Annotated in this window: 9 protein-coding genes; 2 read left to right on the forward strand and 7 right to left on the reverse strand. The window is 41.5% G+C overall.

Translation table 11 applies throughout. From position 1 onward, the window contains the following. Positions 1-316 precede the first annotated feature (316 nt). The 4 genes from QTN47_RS19895 to QTN47_RS19910 form a co-directional block, all read right to left on the reverse strand. The gene (locus tag QTN47_RS19895; RefSeq protein ID WP_369331170.1) at positions 317-676 is read right to left on the reverse strand and encodes a hypothetical protein; all 360 of its coding nucleotides are present in this window, start codon (positions 674-676) and stop codon (positions 317-319) included. A gap of 92 nt (positions 677-768) precedes the next feature. Continuing rightward, the gene (locus QTN47_RS19900) at positions 769-1,992 is read right to left on the reverse strand and encodes a glucosidase family protein (RefSeq protein WP_369331171.1); all 1,224 of its coding nucleotides are present in this window, start codon (positions 1,990-1,992) and stop codon (positions 769-771) included. A 483-nt stretch (positions 1,993-2,475) separates the two neighbouring features. Next, positions 2,476-5,124 carry an FG-GAP-like repeat-containing protein gene (locus tag QTN47_RS19905; RefSeq protein WP_369331172.1) on the reverse strand — a complete coding sequence of 883 codons (2,649 nt, stop codon included), beginning with the start codon at positions 5,122-5,124 and terminating at the stop codon, positions 2,476-2,478. Positions 5,125-5,580: 456 nt separating this feature from the next. After that, positions 5,581-6,714, reverse strand: a complete 1,134-nt coding sequence (locus QTN47_RS19910) for a YncE family protein (RefSeq protein WP_369331173.1) — start codon at positions 6,712-6,714, stop codon at positions 5,581-5,583. A gap of 1,020 nt (positions 6,715-7,734) precedes the next feature. Here QTN47_RS19910 and QTN47_RS19915 point away from each other — a divergent pair. Continuing rightward, positions 7,735-8,079 (forward strand): hypothetical protein, encoded by a 345-nt coding sequence (locus tag QTN47_RS19915; protein ID WP_369331174.1) that lies wholly within the window; start codon positions 7,735-7,737, stop codon positions 8,077-8,079. 275 nt (positions 8,080-8,354) lie between these two features. On the opposite strand, the gene QTN47_RS19920 is transcribed toward QTN47_RS19915, so the two are convergent. The 3 genes from QTN47_RS19920 to QTN47_RS19930 form a co-directional block, all read right to left on the reverse strand. Continuing rightward, a complete protein-coding gene (locus QTN47_RS19920; RefSeq protein ID WP_369331175.1) occupies positions 8,355-8,951 on the reverse strand; it encodes a hypothetical protein in 597 nt (198 codons plus the stop codon). Between the two features lie 282 nt (positions 8,952-9,233). Next, complete coding sequence (locus QTN47_RS19925) at positions 9,234-11,675, reverse strand: ABC transporter permease (RefSeq protein WP_369331176.1); 2,442 nt, start codon at positions 11,673-11,675, stop codon at positions 9,234-9,236. Positions 11,676-11,874: 199 nt separating this feature from the next. Beyond that, positions 11,875-14,436 (reverse strand): TonB-dependent receptor, encoded by a 2,562-nt coding sequence (locus QTN47_RS19930; protein ID WP_369331177.1) that lies wholly within the window; start codon positions 14,434-14,436, stop codon positions 11,875-11,877. Between the two features lie 1,293 nt (positions 14,437-15,729). Between QTN47_RS19930 and QTN47_RS19935 the strand changes: the two genes are divergently transcribed. Beyond that, positions 15,730-16,737: a helix-turn-helix transcriptional regulator gene (locus QTN47_RS19935; protein WP_369331178.1), complete on the forward strand. Its 1,008-nt coding sequence runs from the start codon at positions 15,730-15,732 to the stop codon at positions 16,735-16,737. The last annotated feature ends 35 nt before the right edge of the window (positions 16,738-16,772 follow it).

Consider the following 16,772-nt stretch of genomic DNA (forward strand, 5'->3'; position numbering starts at 1 on the left):
AGGATGTTCTAGAATTGGTTCGTGAGACACGAACCAAGGCGTAAGAATTGCCATAGCAGCATTGGCACTGTCCTTCGCAAGGGTTGCATAAAGATCTTTTCCTGTTTACAACTTATTGTGTTGTCTTGTTTTCTATTGTTGTACAGGGACTCTCAATTGAACGATTGCCGAGAAGGCAGAGAAGGAAGCTGCAGAGGAAGCTGGAGGTGTGAGGGAAGTGGGAAGCTTAAAGCCCAAAGCTTAAAACTGAAAGCTGACAGCCGTGGTTCGTGTCTCACGAAACACCATGTATTATTCAGTCTGAGTTCCAATAGCATTATTTTTTGGCACCGCCATTTTTGAGCCGGAAGTATTTTGAAGACACCGGCAAAAACAATAACACCACAATTATCACTAAAAAAATGATATGAGCAATCATTTGATCAACTGAATTCAATGCGCCAATTACTACATGATATAGCATCCACGCGACAGCAAGCCAGCGTGCCCAATTAATCCTGTAAAGAAGCAAAACACCACATAGCACAGCCAGGATCCGCAGAACAAGAATCCAGATGACTTCGGATAATACATGATCCCGGTCGAATAACTCTTTTGCATGATATACAAAGCCGATACAACCTGTAACGATAAACAGGATGGCAACAATAATAACAGGAACCGGACGACCTTTCATCGGCAGGATGATTTATTTTTAATACCAATGCATCTTCTTTATAGCAAACCGAACAACATGCCTGTTTCTTACAACCACTTTGATCAGTGCTATCATTGCTGGCCACATTTATTTATTGCCCAGCGCTGCAAAGCAGTTATGGCGTCAAACAATACGCCGGCCTCTCCACGAAAATCTCCAGATCCTTTCGGGGCTCCGGAAAGCACATCATACCATTCATAAAAACCCTTGGCGGCAAGTGCGCGATCTATCATAGGTAATAGTTCATTGTACGCATCATTAGCCTGTCCGTTGTCAATGAGCACAAGGATAAGCCGTGCACCGAACCAGGTCCAGTCGCCACCATTCTGATATGTAAATGGTTTCATATTCGGAAATTCCTTTTCCGGATAAGGAGGATAAACAGTCAAGCCAATTGTAGCGAATTTTTCTTTTTTCGCAGCTGCAACAATCTGGCTGTTAATGGCCTGTATTTCACCGGGTGTATTAAAGCCTGCTATCATTGCACAAATTGATCCACCAGTGTATATAATTGATGTTTCGTTAAAATCAGGTGAGAACGGAGAGCCGTTAATATAACGATGTGGAATATATTTCTTTGCTTCATCATCCCATAAGAACTTTCTTACCTGGGATCTTATGTTTGCGGCAACTGCCTTCCAGTCTTCTTTAGCAGTGAAGCCGGAAGGTTTCATATCCATCCAATCCCTGATCGCTTTTACATACATAGCATTGTCGTACACATCTATTGCCCATTTGGTCTTGTCGTTAATGGCCACTCCCCACCCCTTTTCAGGCTGAACATCACCCCAGTCAACCGTGGTAGCGCCGGTAACAAGTTTATACTTATCGGACCAACGGTCATGCATTATATATAACAAAGCTTTTTCCATACGTGTGGCCACGCTTTCACCCCCAATGTTCACTGCCAGTATAGACCGGTCACCCGTGGCATCGATATATTTTTTTACAGCTTGTATAAGCGATGACTCCTGGTCTGTTTCAACTGTATTTTTATGAGCTGCCCAACCCGGCAATAAGGGTGAATAGCGGTATTGATAGCCAACCCCGGCCTTTGCAGTGTCTATTATACCGTCGGGAATATTGCCATCGCTTCCCTGGATCTTAAAGAACATCAAAAGAATGTCTCTCACTTTTTTCCTGTCATGTACCTGCAGGGATCCGTTAATAAAAGTGTTCAGATCGCGGATCCATATTTCACCATAAGATGTGCCTGCAGTAAAACCAGACAATAAGCGTAAGGCTCTGTTCTTTATGGTATCAAGCCTGGCGTCAGACAAAACCTTTTTAGCCACGCTGCAATCTGTTTGCTGTTGTGCAGTGGCCACTGAAGAAAACTGCAAAAAGCAGCAAAAAAATAAACAACATAAAGGGCGGATGGTTAGAAATTTGCGGGTCATATAGCAATTGATTTCTTGAGTTTTATATGAAGGCTAAAAATCGTGCATCATTTGTGTGCAAGATACCATAATCATATCTACAATTGATTGTCCTAATCTTATTGCATTTTACCTGAATAGCCCCTGTGTCATAAATATACAAAGGTTTACTCTCCTATTAATCTTCATAAATTTTCCCGTTCTGGCATGAGTGTTCTGCGGTATCACCCGCGCCGTTGATCCGGGGCTACAAAATCATCAAATAGACACGTGTGATCCTTCGGGACACTCGCGTCAGAAACCAAACACTTGCCTCAGTAAGATCAAGCTCTCCTTCTGAAAACAAAAAACCTTTCCGGTTTCTGCGACCGGAAAGGCTTAATCTCTTATTCTTCTTATTTATTTATGTCCGATTAATAATTGTTTGCTGTTTACAAATTTGTTTTTATTCAGAAGCGTTACATGATAAACGCCCGGTGCATAACCTGCAACATTCCATTGTGTATTACTAACGCCGTTCTGTAATGTAATTTTTTGTGATTGCAATATCCTGCCATTTGCGTCAGAAAACTGGACAACATAGCTACCACCGGGTTCACCGGAGAACGTAACCGCTACCTTACTGTTGGCCGGATTTGGATATACATTAAATGTCGCCGATTGATTTGATACAACGTTTGCATTATCGGCAAATTGTGTCTGATTATTTATCATTCGCGCAGCGTTGTTAGCTAATGCACCTGAAGTACTGCAATCATTTACTGCAAACACGCTTGGCCTGCTGGTTACAGGAATTACTGCGCATCTTTCCACTACAGTCAACACACAATAAACCGAATCTCCATTCTGAAGATTCGCGTCTGTATAAGTTGGCGCATTTGTTCCTACAGGTTTTTGATTTTTCATCCATTGATAAACGGGAAGAGCACCGCCATTCGTGATCTTTGCGGTAAACATAACGGACGTGCCTTTGCATATAGGGCTTCGTTTATCGGCTGAGATAACAATTGTAGGCTTTATTGAGGGCGACACCGTAAAATGAAGTATATTACTTTTGACACTACCAGTATACATTGGATTGACCATAGTCGCCCACACGGAATCCCCATCCAGCAATTTCGTCGTAACATAAGGCTTGGTAAGGTCGCCGATCTTTGCGCCATTTTTGTACCACTGATAATGGTAAGCGGGATATCTCCTTTCAGGAATAGCCTGCACAGTAACTACGCTTCCCTGGCAAACAGATGTTGAATCTGTAAATATGGTTATTCTAGGTTGCGTTAAGTATGTAAATCCGGGCAGACTGTGGGTTCCTGAGCCTGTTGTTACAGATATATCTCCCGTAGCGCCACTGCCTATAACTGCAGTAATAGCACTATCAGACAGCGGCGTGATATATGTGGCGTCAACATTTCCAAACTTAACACTTCTTACTCCGGTAAAATTTTTCCCTTTAATGAGTATCGTATCATTGGTGCCGCCGCCGTCCGGAAAAAAAGATGTAATCACGGGTGCCGCTCCCGACATTGTCAGTTGATTTTTGAACACATAGACAGTGCTGCCCGGATTTTGCGAAGCTACCAGATCTGGTTTACCGTCGCCATTAATGTCTACTATAGCCATGTCCTGCATAAATTTAGGTACAGCAAAGTCAACCTTTGGATTAAATGTAATATTGTTGATTGTACTTGCATTTTCAAAAGCTGCTATTGTGTAGTGTTCGTTACATGCAAAAATATCCGGCTTACCATCGCCGTTAATGTCTGAAATATTGATAGCTGTTGGGCCCACCCCAGTGTAATAATTAGTGACTAACTCCATATTGATATCGCTGAGTTTTGTCGCCGAATTTTTGATAACATGAAGATTGCCGGTATACTTTATGTCCAGCGCACCGACATCTAAAAGGCTATCGCCGTTAAAATCACCCGAAGCCAGTGCGTTTTCATAAGAGCTATACGTCAGGTATGAATCAAATCCAAAGGAATTAACAGCCTTCTTCGAATGATTTCTGTAAATAAAGAGTGTGGTTTCCCTTACATTATAAATGGCCAGATCAGGCAGATTATCATTATTGTAGTCGGCTATATCGACAACTCTTCCCCCTTTTACATTCAGGTTGAGCGATTTGGCAAAATTAACAACCGAGTTCTGAGAACTGTTTTTTAAAAAGTATACACTGTCCTGCGAATTAAAAATTACGTCCGGCTTACCATCCAGATCCATATCACCCAGTTTTATCTTTCCCAGATAAGGAAGTTGAAAAGTTTTAACTGCATCAAACAGAATTTTTCCGGGTGTGCTCAGGTTTCTAAACACCGAAAAAAAATCGTTACCGGTATAGTTGTGGCTGGCTACAATGATGTCCAGCTTTCCATCTGCATCAACATCAGCTACATGTAGCCATGCATCATAACCAAAATGAGCTACGGGCATATATTGCAAAGAAATACTGTCAACAGTACTTGCGTTTTTGAACAAAGTAAGATCGGAAGTACCAACGCCATTATCTCCGTCAAAACCAAACGACACAATATCTACCTTACCATCACCATCAATATCAGCAGGTTGCAGATATGTGCATCGTACATTGGCATTTACATCTGCGCTAAATATCACAGGCGTTGCCAAAAGTCCGGTAGTCAATGGACCTGTTGCCGGAAATGTAAGATCAAATTTCTGGGTGCTGAACGCAGTTGTCCTGTTCTGCGTTAAACTAACCGGCGCATAAGTAGCACCATTAGGAACTATAACGTCAAGTGTGTTTCCCGAAACAGAAGTAACTGTAGCTTTTGCGGCACCGAAATACACAATATTTTTTGATGGAGTCGGATCAACCTTCGAGGCATTGATCTTCACCGTGCTTCCCGCAGGCCCGCTTAACGGCGTTACTGAATTAATAACTGGTAACTGCGCTAATATTGCCCTGGAACTGCAAATCATAAAAAAAAGCACCAGGAGCTTTAACTGGTTCCTGCTTAAATACTGCTTTAATACCTGACTAATTGAAGAAATGCATTTTAACGGGTTTGTAGATTTTTTTTTCATTTTTATCAGTTTTAGGCCAAAAGAATATTTAATCATCTGCGACGCAGGATTGTCAACATATTTCTATGCACATAATAACCTAACCACAATATCATACGACATTGGAAGTACTATCAACGTTTGAAACCGGCTTTCAAACAAAAAATAAAGGGGGACAAATAATCAAGTGAGCTGAGAAATATCAGCGCGATTTAAGAACTTAAGATTATTACCATGAAAGTATAAAAGAGTTGAAATATTATCAATTAAAAAAGTCACGATATAGAAATTTAATCCGGCGTGTTTTACAGGATAAACTATCTCGTCCGACCATTTTTATCAACCAAAAAAGGTCTGGCTTTCACCGGACCTTTTCCAACATTATTAATAACACGTTACAGAATTACCCGTTGCCAACAGCTCTCCATCAGCATTTTTTTATCATTATCCGTAGACGCACAGACAATTTCAATTTTCTTACTTCGCTCTCCCTATCCCAAACTGATCACCCGCTTTTACAGCTTTGTTCCCCTCAAACTGTATCTCTACCATCTTTTCACTCGCCACACTGTTATTAAATTCATCTGTGAGGGTCAACAGAATCTTGCGGGTCTTTACATCAATCACTTCGCCGCTGGAAGGATAGGCATATTTTCCATCCATGCTAAATGTGATCCAGCCAGGCATATCCTGCAAGGGAATGGTTGTCAATTGTTGATAAGGCGGTGTTGCATTAAACACATGCAGACGCATATTATGACCATCACAAACCCACAGCTCTTTTTCGTCAGGAGTAAGGCCAATGCCGTGACTGGGATTGCCGTGACGCCTTACCGGTCCTCTCTCCCATCCTTCAACCACCACATGTGAAAGTTTTTTGCCACTTTTTAAGTCGCCTACTTCAAAGCCGAGCAGACTATCAACAGTAACATAAGCTATGGTTTCCTTACTATTGATGGTAAAGGGACGCACGTTGTTTTCAAATGGACCTATCTTATTTACAAGTTCATGTTTTTTTGCATCTGCAATGTACAACCACGGACTGCCGATATCATCCAGGTAAACCAGTTGTCCGGATGGTCCGTAAATGGTATTATGTGCTCTTTTATATACTTCAATCTTCTTAATGATTTCACCTGTCTTGCAATCAACTACATTCCAGAAATGGTTTTCGAGTGAAGGCAGATACATTGTTAATCCATCCGGTGAGATGGACATGCGGTCGCACCCCCCATCAAATTTTTTCTCCCAAACTATTTGCTCAGTAGATAAATCAATTCGTTGAAGCGATTCCAACGTGCTTACATAAATGCTGTTAAGCGGAACACTTACTGCAATGCCTTTTACATTGGAAGGTTTGCCGTCCGGGTGAAATCCCCGTGTATTAATTCTTTTTATAAAACGGTGATTGTTATTCATGTCGAACACCAGTATTCCATGTCCGCCAAAACCAAGATAATCACGGATGCCGGGTGTGGCTACATACAGGTACCGTTTGTTAGCCGTATTGTTTTTGTTTTTTGTTTGTGCTGACTGCGTTTGCGCAAATACATCAGGTATACTAACAATCAAAAGAATAAATAGTAAGGCATAACAAGACATTGATTTCATGGCTGGCGATTTTGGGAGACAATTGGTGTTGGTTGTACAAGTTATTAAAAAAACGATTTTGAGATTGCTGCCGGGCAAAATATTGCTGTTTTTTTAATTTCCGCCGGTCATCATCCGTTCACTAAAGCGAACAGCAACGAAAATGACTTTGCATGATTAATTAATTAATTAATTAATCAATGTTGTTTAGTTAAGGAGGCATCATCAACTTTGGGAGATGTCTTCTATCGTGCCAATGACAGATTTCTGCAAGTTGATTTTGATTAGTGACGCAAGTAGCACATGGGGAGGGGATGGTCTCCCCACAATGCTGTGGGGACGGAGCGATCGCCTGTCCTAACGGATTCATCCGGGCGGAGGTTTGCCTCGATTTTTTTCCTGCCCCACTAGTCGTTCAGGCGGGAGACTTTCTTTTTTTCAAGAAAAAGAAAGTAACAAGATGCAAAATGAGGAGCCTTCATTTCGGTGCAAATGACAGATGTGATCCACTTAATTTGTTGTTGGAGGCCAGAGCACATTGCCACGCCTCATACCAACAACGGCGGTCGGCGTGATTGTGCAAGAGTACGGTCATTCTATTTTTGATTGTGGTTAACCAAAATCAAACAGAGACGACAGTATACTTTTTCATCGATAGTCCGTAGGACTTTAAGTTTAATAGAAGCCCTAACATACAGGGTCTTTCTTGTCCGTAGGACATTAACCCTTTTATTTGGTCAAAGTCCTAACGGACTATGAAGTTCTCAATTCGCACATTTCTATTAAGCTTAATTCCCTACGGTAAAAAATGTTACTGCTATGAAATCTGTCATTGGCACGACATGAGAGGTCTCCCGAATATTGACCTGATCATGAAAACTGTTCAGCCGGCGAAGACTATTACATCTATTGCAGTAACAATGGGATATCATATGTTTTCCTTGACAGGTCAGGCCCTGTAGTAAAGTTTTGACTTCCTTTTTAAAAAATATTCTTTAATTGGTTCTCACAAAGGATATTTTGTAATTTGATAGAAAAAAAATGCAGACGCATCCACTTGGCAAGCTGAACTATCAAACGGTAGAGCTTGAATTTGACAGTCAACCCGTTTATTGCATCGTCATGAAGGAAATGACTTGCGAACTTGACGTAAGCTGTGATATTGAACAGCTAACACCTACCGGAGGCTATCATCTGATCATTGTTACTACTACCGGAACATTTGAAGACACCATCTTTAAAGACGAAGAATGGGAATCTGTTTACGCTGATAATGAATTTGAAGATGATGAGGATGAATTTGATGAGGACGAAAAACCTGACGACTATGAAAAGCTGATACAGTTGATCGGTGCAAAAATTGAAGCGGCGCAAATAACGATGTAATTAATGGGAATTGTGGCAGGCTTTGAAATAATTTTATTGAGGAGGGATCAATGTAGGTACCTTGTTTATGCTTTGAGTGTTTCGTGAGACACGAAACATGGCGGTGTGCGCAAATATGACCTTGAAATATATTGTGAGCCTGATGTACAGTGAGGGGCAAAATAGTTACACAGGTTGTATGAATTACGATAGCAACTTTGCAATGCATACAGTGCCATGTTTCATGTTTCACGAAATACGGTACTTGACCGTATCCCGCTGTTTAATTATTCCTGCTAGTTCTCATGCTTCTCCTTTTTCCCAAAAGCTTTTAAAATTCCCAGTCCTATCGTCCAGGTATCATAAGCATTCCAGCGAAAATCGTATTGTAATGCGCCGAATACTTCCCACCCATTCCTTATTTCAACGCCGTACTCAGCACTGAGCCGGCTTAAAAAATAGTTCTCTTCTTTTGCAAATTCACCACCCAGGCCCAAACCAAAAGTCCAGTGCTCTGTCGGCTTGTACATACCGATAACAGCCGGGGCAATAGGATATGAACGTTCTACCACTTCTTTATGTCCGCTTTCAAGATTCTTTTCCACTTTAAAAGATTCAGTGATAAAATCAGTGTGCAGTCCAATTGCAAACTTCCGGGCAAATTGAAAATTGTAATCAAGTCCCCAATAAGGTAGCACGGTTACCTGCCTGTGTCCGTTTTCATCAACGCCATTGAAAGAGTGTTCGTGACCAATATTGAGACCAACACTATGTATAGGTTTGAAATGTTCTTTTTGCTGTCCGTAAGAGACGAATACAGGGCATAGCAAAACAATTAAAAAGGCGGTATTGCGCAGGATATGGTTACTAGTGCAAATAAATTTATTGTACATACAATTATATTATATCCTCCTTTGAAAACCGTAATTGATACAGCAGAAACAATTGATGCTGTGGCAGGATCTATGAGTTATTATCAACCTATAATTATTGTAACAACCGGACTAATTTATTGTTTAGTAACCACGGGGCGTTTTCAAACAAAGAGAAGAGCCTGGAAACAAGCTTACTTCGCGCGATTTTTTCTACATAATACTCAACTCCCCTTCTTACACGCTGACTAAAGTGAATGAAAATATACCCTGATTTGTTGGTACGAGACGAGCATTTCCTTCTTATTCATTCCGCAAACTGTTCACGGGGTTGGCGACGGCTGCTTTAATTGCCTGGAAACTTATTGTAAAGAGTGCAATCAATACGGCAGATGCACCGGCAACTGCGAAAATCCACCAGGTGATCTGTATGTGATAGGCAAATTTTTCCAGCCATTTGTTCGTTGCCCACCAGGCCAATGGAAATGCTAACAATATGGAAATTGTAATAAGACGCAGGAAGTCCCGCGACAGAATCATAATAATATTGGCAGCGCTTGCACCTAACACTTTTCTTATGCCAATCTCTTTGGTGCGTTGAAGCGTTGCATAAGTTACAAGCCCCAACAAGCCGGTACATGCAATAGATATTGCCAGTAAAGAAAAAATACTGATTATTTTCAACGCATTGCGTTCGGACTTGTACAGATTCTCTATTGATTTATCCAGGAAGCTTAACTGTATGTCATGTTTCGGCTCGAATTGTTTCCATAAGTGCTCAATAGAATTCATTGATTCCGCCAACCGGTTCCCGCTAACTTTTAATGCCATCGTGCCCCATCCAAACCTTGAAGAATTGGTTATAACCAATGGCGAAATTTTGTCGTGCATGGATTCAAAATGATAATCTTCAATCACACCAACTACAGTATATACTATTGGCTTACCATCGGGTGAGTTAAAAAAAGTTTCCGTGCTGGTAATTTTAGCGCCTATGGGATTCTTCAGCTGAAAATCTTTCACCGCGGTTTCGTTCAATACCAAACTAAAAGAATCCGTCGCAAAATCTTTTGAGAAAAATCTTCCTTCCTTCAACTTCAGGTTCAGTGTCTTTTGATAATTATGGTCAACAAAAATTGTTTTCTGTGTTCTTTGTACATTGGTTCCAACTACCTGCATGGCACAGCTGGCTTCATTTTTTCCACCCGGCAGCCCACTGCATTTACTTATGTCTGTAATGCCCTTTGTCATTCTCAGCTCGTTGATAAAAGATTCATCCGTGTTTTTCGCACTGCGCAGATACCACGCGTTGTCTATCGCAATTACATTATCCTTGTTAAAACCCAGGTCATAGTCCAGTACAAAATGCATCTGGTTATTTAGTACAATGGTGCAAATGATCAGCACCACAGATATGACAAATTGAAAAACGACCAATACGTTGCGCAATTGAATTCCTTTTATACCGGATTTAAATTGCCCCTTAAGAACCGTAATTGGTTTAAACCCTGATAGTATGAACGCAGGATAAAGCCCGGCTATAATTCCGGTAAGCACAGCAAATCCGGCTATCATTGCCAGATGGGGGGCAGTAAAAAAATAATTGAACGAAAGATTAGCGCTAACAACCTTGTTAAGCTGAGGTAACAGCAGTAATGCAATCACAACAGCCAGTACCATACTTACAAAACTGAACACCACTGATTCGGACAAAAACTGCATTATTATCGAACCTTTACCTGAACCAAAAGTTTTCCGGATACCAACTTCCCGTGCCCGCTCAACAGATATTGCTGTTGACAGATTAATGAAGTTGATGCATGCAAGAAGCAATATGAAAATGCCGATAGCGATAAACAGCCGCACAGACTGAATATTTCCGCCAGGTTTCATTTCATCAACAAGAAAAGAGCGAAGATGGATTTGATTTATCGGTTGCAGAAAATACCGGTAACCATTGCCTTCGGCGATAAATTGCTGATATGTTTCGCCAAAACCTTTCTCAATAGTAGGTGCTACATATTTTTCAACGATCAGCGGCAACTTGCTCTCAAGAAACTTAGCAGAGACGTTTTTATTAAGTAAAAGATAATTGTACGTATAAAAATCATAATAGTTGGGATCATTCATTCCCTGGTTACCAGTCATTGAAACCAGCACGTTAAACTGAAGATGCGATTTTTCCGGCCAATCCTTACAAACGCCGGAAACAAAACAGATCCGCCCATAGCCTAAGGTAATTTGCTTCCCCATTGCCATTTTAGCAGAGCCGAAAAATCTTTTTGCCGTGCCCTCGTTTAACACAACCGACTCAGGGCTAGCCAGTGCCGTTTGTACGTCCCCTTCAACAAAATTTCCGTCAAAGACTTTAAAAAAATTAGAATCAACCACCAGCGTCCTGTCATCTAAAAAATTCTTCTCACCCACCGCAATGGATATGCCGCTATTTGAAATATCCATCACCCGTACACTTTCTTCCACTTCAGCAAATTCCTTTTTTACTGCCTGCCCAATGGACGGAGGGATAGTCCCTCTTAAAGACGTACGACTGGTATATTTTCTTTCAACCGCGAGCCGGTAGATCTGCTTTGAGTTTTTGTGAAAGCTATCCCAGCCGAGTTCACTTTGCACATATAAAACAAGCAGCAGGCAGACAGCCATGCCTGTTGAAAAACCGAACAAATTTATTAGCGTAAATACCTTCTTTTTCCGAAGGCTTCTGAACATGGTTTTAAAATAATTCATCAACATAGGTATGCGCTTGAATGCAGGTTAGTGCTACTATTAATACGAATAAAATGCCATATTCCACAACGTTGCAAATCATCACACAATATATAACCGAATTTAATCAGTGTTCATTTCTGATACAGATGGTGTGCGCTGGCGCTCAGCGAAAATTTTCAGATGTCTCTTATGCCGATAACGTGTCTTTACTTATCCATTACAAAGCAATAGTTATAGTGGTATAATAAAACCCACCAATAGACGGCCCTCCTATAAAGGAATAATAATAGTGATTAAACAGATTGGTTGCACCAAGTTTCACACTAAAATTATCCTTCAGGTTGTGGTATTGCACTTGCGCATCTACAGTGCCATATGCGCTCACTGTTCCGGTGGCGAGGGATGATTGCCATAAGTAGCTGCTTTGCCACCTATAGTTTACCTGGAAGCCAAAATGTTTTGTGATGGCGGCGTTTCCAAAATTCACGTTGTACATCCAGGCTGGTGTATTAAATCCATCTTCCAGGCCATCGTTCTGCGATTTCCGCGCAAGTTTAGACATAGTAACGTTACCGCCTGCGCGATATTTTTTTGGAAGCTTCCACGTAATGCCAAGTGTGCTGCCGTAATTGTGGCTGACTGTTTTGGAATTGGTCCACAAACGGTAACGGTCCTGGGATTGACGATTGTTCAATGAATAAAGAAGACTATCCGGAGAACTGTTCCGCGGAATATTTGCTTCTACCTGGGCCATTAAGTTTTTGTAAACGTTGTAATAAAAATCTACATCAATAGCGAGCCTGTCATCCAGTAGCGATGTACGATAGCCGCCTTCAATGCCTTTTATTTCTTCCGGCTGCAGATAGGTATATGTATTCTTTTTTAGCAGGCCCTGGTTCTTTTCCATGGCCTGCGCAGTGGTAAGACCGTTATTGTTTACGTCTTTGGTATTCGCCGCCTGAAATGCATCTATGGAAGCTCTCAGATAACTGTTTTCAAAAATGCCATGAGACATAACCGGCAATCCACCCACACGTTTTACACCTCCGCTATTGATATTGGAAAAAGCTTCAAACAAACTGGGAAAACGATATCCCTGCTGAAAGGCCAGGCGAAAATTGTGCTGTGGTACGGGTGAGTAAACGAAAGCGATGCGTGGATTCAATTTGGCTGAATAATATTGATTCTTATCAATCCTGAGAACGGCGTTAATTTTCAGCTTATCATTCAGCAGTAATTTGGTCGCTTCAATAAACCCGCCGAATTTCCAATAGATCAGATCTTTGCCATCCTTTACCGGATTAATAAAATAATTACCGTCAGGCACAACCACATAACGCCTGTAATCCAGGCCGTACAAGATCGTGAGCTTCCAGTCTTTTTTAACACCGGTGAGGATATCATCGGTGAGGCTATGTTGCATTTCAGCGTGATACATGTTTGCCTTTACGCGAAGTGCGGCACCTATATCCCAGTTATTGATATCGCGCAGTTTTGCAATGAGTGCACTTGTTGCCTGTGAATTTGCTACGGGCCGGCCACTGTCAGCAATGGCACGCACGGAATGCATGGCGCCGGCTACAGTCTGACCGCCGTTCACAGCATTATTAAACTGTTTGGTAAAATCAGAAAACCAGTTATTGTCTGATTTAAATGAACGGTCTATGTTTTCCGCCATCGAACGGATGTTGTATGAATTGCCCGTGTTTTCTGTATTCACATACGCTCTGACTTGCAGACTTCGTGTTTTAACCAACAGGCTGTGTTGGGTTGTGAGATAATCATCCAGGCGAAACCGATTGGTCCGTTGATAAATTGTATTGGTATTTGCAGCCCTGAAGGTGTAAGACAGGGTGAGGTTTTTGTTGAATTTGTATGCCAATGTTACATCGCCGCGAAAGTTCTGCAGGTTATAACTGGCCATGTCTTTCTCTGCGTAACCGGTGCGGCTTACCACGTACTGTTTGCCTCCGAGCATTAACGTTCTGCGATTGCCGGATTCATCAGCATAAATGTTCACCCGGTCTGCACCAGGATTATCTGCGCCCGTTAATCCGGTGGATATGTTGGCATTCGGGTTCAGGTCCGTCCGGTTGTCTGCGTACCAGTCTGTACCATTGGTGTAGGTAAAATTGATCTTAAAGGCAAACTTATCGTGAAATGCCTTAACCCACCGTAGAGATGATTCTGTATAAATCGTAGCGGCATGCTCCCGGTCTCCAACGTGATTAACACCCGTTTTCTGGGAAAAACTCAAGCCCTGGCTTTGAAAAGGATCTTTTGTAATAAAGTTGGCGGTGCCATTGATCGCATTCATCCCATACAGTGCAGAGGCAGAGCCTGGCACAAGTTCAACGCTGGTAATGTCCAGATCACCCGGCCCCAGTGCATTTGCCATTGGTGCACCGATATGAGGCGCCTGAATATCATTTCCATCGACCATCTGCACGAAGCGGACGTTGGTAGTATTGGTGAAGCCCCGGGTATTGATCACTTTAAAACCAAGACTCGGCGTGATCATCTGCACACTCTTCAGATTTTCAATAGCGTCGAAAAAAGAAAGCTGAGCCGTATTGCGGATATCGGCCCCGGTTAGTTTTTCAATACTTACCGGTGCCTGTAAAATTTTCTCATTATAGCGCGTAGCCGAAACTACAATGCCTTCCAGTTCCTGCACTTTGGTACTGTCTGCGGGCTTTTTCTGCTGTGCTGCTACGGGCGAGCAGAACACCAGGGCAGCCCAGACTGATATAGCTGTAAGTAATGGTTTTACGATCAAGTGTTTTTATTTATAACAACCTGCTGGTGAACAACGGGCCGCTCATTTTGGTTGATTCAATGTTTTGGAGGATGGAACCGACTCAACGAGCCTTCACATTAAACAGCACAAAGTCCGACTGCCCGACCTGTTGTTGTAATAAAGATACGAGGTGATTGTGCTTGTTGAGGTTTTTATCCAGGATATGTTACAAAATCCTGGATCTGATGTGATGCACAGGCATCCGGCACCTTATTTTTCACATATCAAATTATAAATTATACAAGGTCCGCCTACATTAAAGTAAAAAAAAGCCTCACTAAGACTAGCGAGGCATTTCAACCCTAAACCCTTAAAAAACTAGCAGCAAAAATATGGATATCCTGATAAAAAAAACAGTAAAAAAGTTCGAAAGCAACTCCAAAATCAACTTCAAATTTCCGACAGAATTCAACCTGACCTTTGTACGTTCTTCATAAACAATCAGCCCCCTTTCAATCGAGGGTAACCTATTAATGATGTTTATAAAAGAGGCGGCCGATCCGGGAAGTTTAAGGAAAACTTCAATATTATTTTATTACCAAAGAGCTTTCACTAAACACTGCATAAATCATTATCTTATCACGACCTGCCGTATTGAGCCATCCAAAAAAAACCTCATCCAGGAATGAACGAGGCACTTACTACAAAACATCTATGAATCTAACTTTTTATAAAATATCAGCGAAGAGACCCGTATAAAAACGCCCACTATTGTAAACTGTGCTCATTCACCTTCCGCGTTCGTCATTCGTACAGACGCCAACTGCCCGTGATATTTTTTTTCGCGGCAAGGGAACCAGTGGTGACGATTTCATCAGTCAATGCATGGGTTAATTTTCTTCAGCAAAGTTCCAATCAGGAACGGGCTTAAACGAGTTGGCAATGCCGGAAAAATATCCGGATATAAAGCATTTTCCAGGCGCTATCCGCAAATTATTTACCATACAAAACATGGCCGATTGCAAAACCCTTTCAGCGTCAAGTGCTTATAGTTTTCGCCGATTACATTGTCCGTTTCTGGCGTCGTGCAAAATCACCTGCGATCAGTTAATTGATGATAACGCCTTGTACCAACTAACGCGTTTATTGAAAGTTATGCGTGCCAAAACTTGACAGGAACATAACTTCTCAGTAATTTATCAGATAGAAAAATTATTGGCCGGAACCGGAATTGACAAATTGATTGGAGTACAATAAAAGCAAAGGATACAATACCCGTTTTAATCTGCTACTCCTGTATAACCGACATCAACCGCCAAAATACAGGGATACATGCTTATCAACTATTCACTAACACCCAGCCTTATTTTTTTGGAAACAATTGCTTCTGGTTTGAGTGAAGCTTGTGGAAAAAAAGTTGCTATAACAAACAACAGTCTCATCTTTCCGGACTCACTGGGTGAAGGACGTTTTGAATTTATTGTTCTGGAACCCGGGCTAAGTATTTGCCTGGTTGACTGCCTGTTCCGCGAGCCGGTTATATTTCACCGGAATCCTTTGACGATAAATGATTTCCGGGTGGTGCACTTTAACCTATCCAATAACTACATCACATTCAACGGAAACAAATCCGCCCAAAAAACCAAACAGGATCAGTGGAAAGACTCGATTAAATACAGCTCATCCCGGGAGCCTGCCGAAATCAATTATTCAAATATGGCACGCGTACAAATGGTATCAATTATTTTTTCCAATGAATGGGCCATGAAGCGGTATGATCTAACAGAAAGCCGGGCCGGAGTGTTGTACTCAGCATTCTATTCAGCAAATCTACCTGATAACTTCTCTTTAAACATGGATCTGGAGCTATTGCATATAGTACGCAACATGCTGTTTGGGAAAAAACCGAAGTATACTGCAAAATTGTATTATGAAGGATATGCAATCAAAATACTCGCAATGGTGTTGAACAAACACTTATCGAAAGATGAAAAAATCGAGAGAATCAATTTCGATCACGTTAACAGGATCATGGCTATTAAAGAGCGCATAGAAAACCGTCTGGATAATCAAATTCCATCACTTGAACAAGCTGCGAGAGAAAGTTTCATGAATCAGTCAACATTTGCTTCTTTATTTAAACATGTTTACAAGAAAAATTATTTTGATTTTTTTACTTCGGCCAAAATGCAGCATGCCGCAGCATTGTTAATAACCGGCAGGCCTGTATCAGAAGTAGGAAAAGCCGTGGGTTATATTAACCTTGGCCACTTTTCAAAAGCATTCAGGCTCTATTTTAATGTTAATCCCAAGGCATATCAATTGCGCGGCGAACAATGAAAGCGCACACCCCGAGGTCATCATCTGTAAAACAA

The organism is Danxiaibacter flavus (assembly GCF_041060425.1).
Lineage (GTDB): Bacteria > Bacteroidota > Bacteroidia > Chitinophagales > Chitinophagaceae > Danxiaibacter > Danxiaibacter flavus.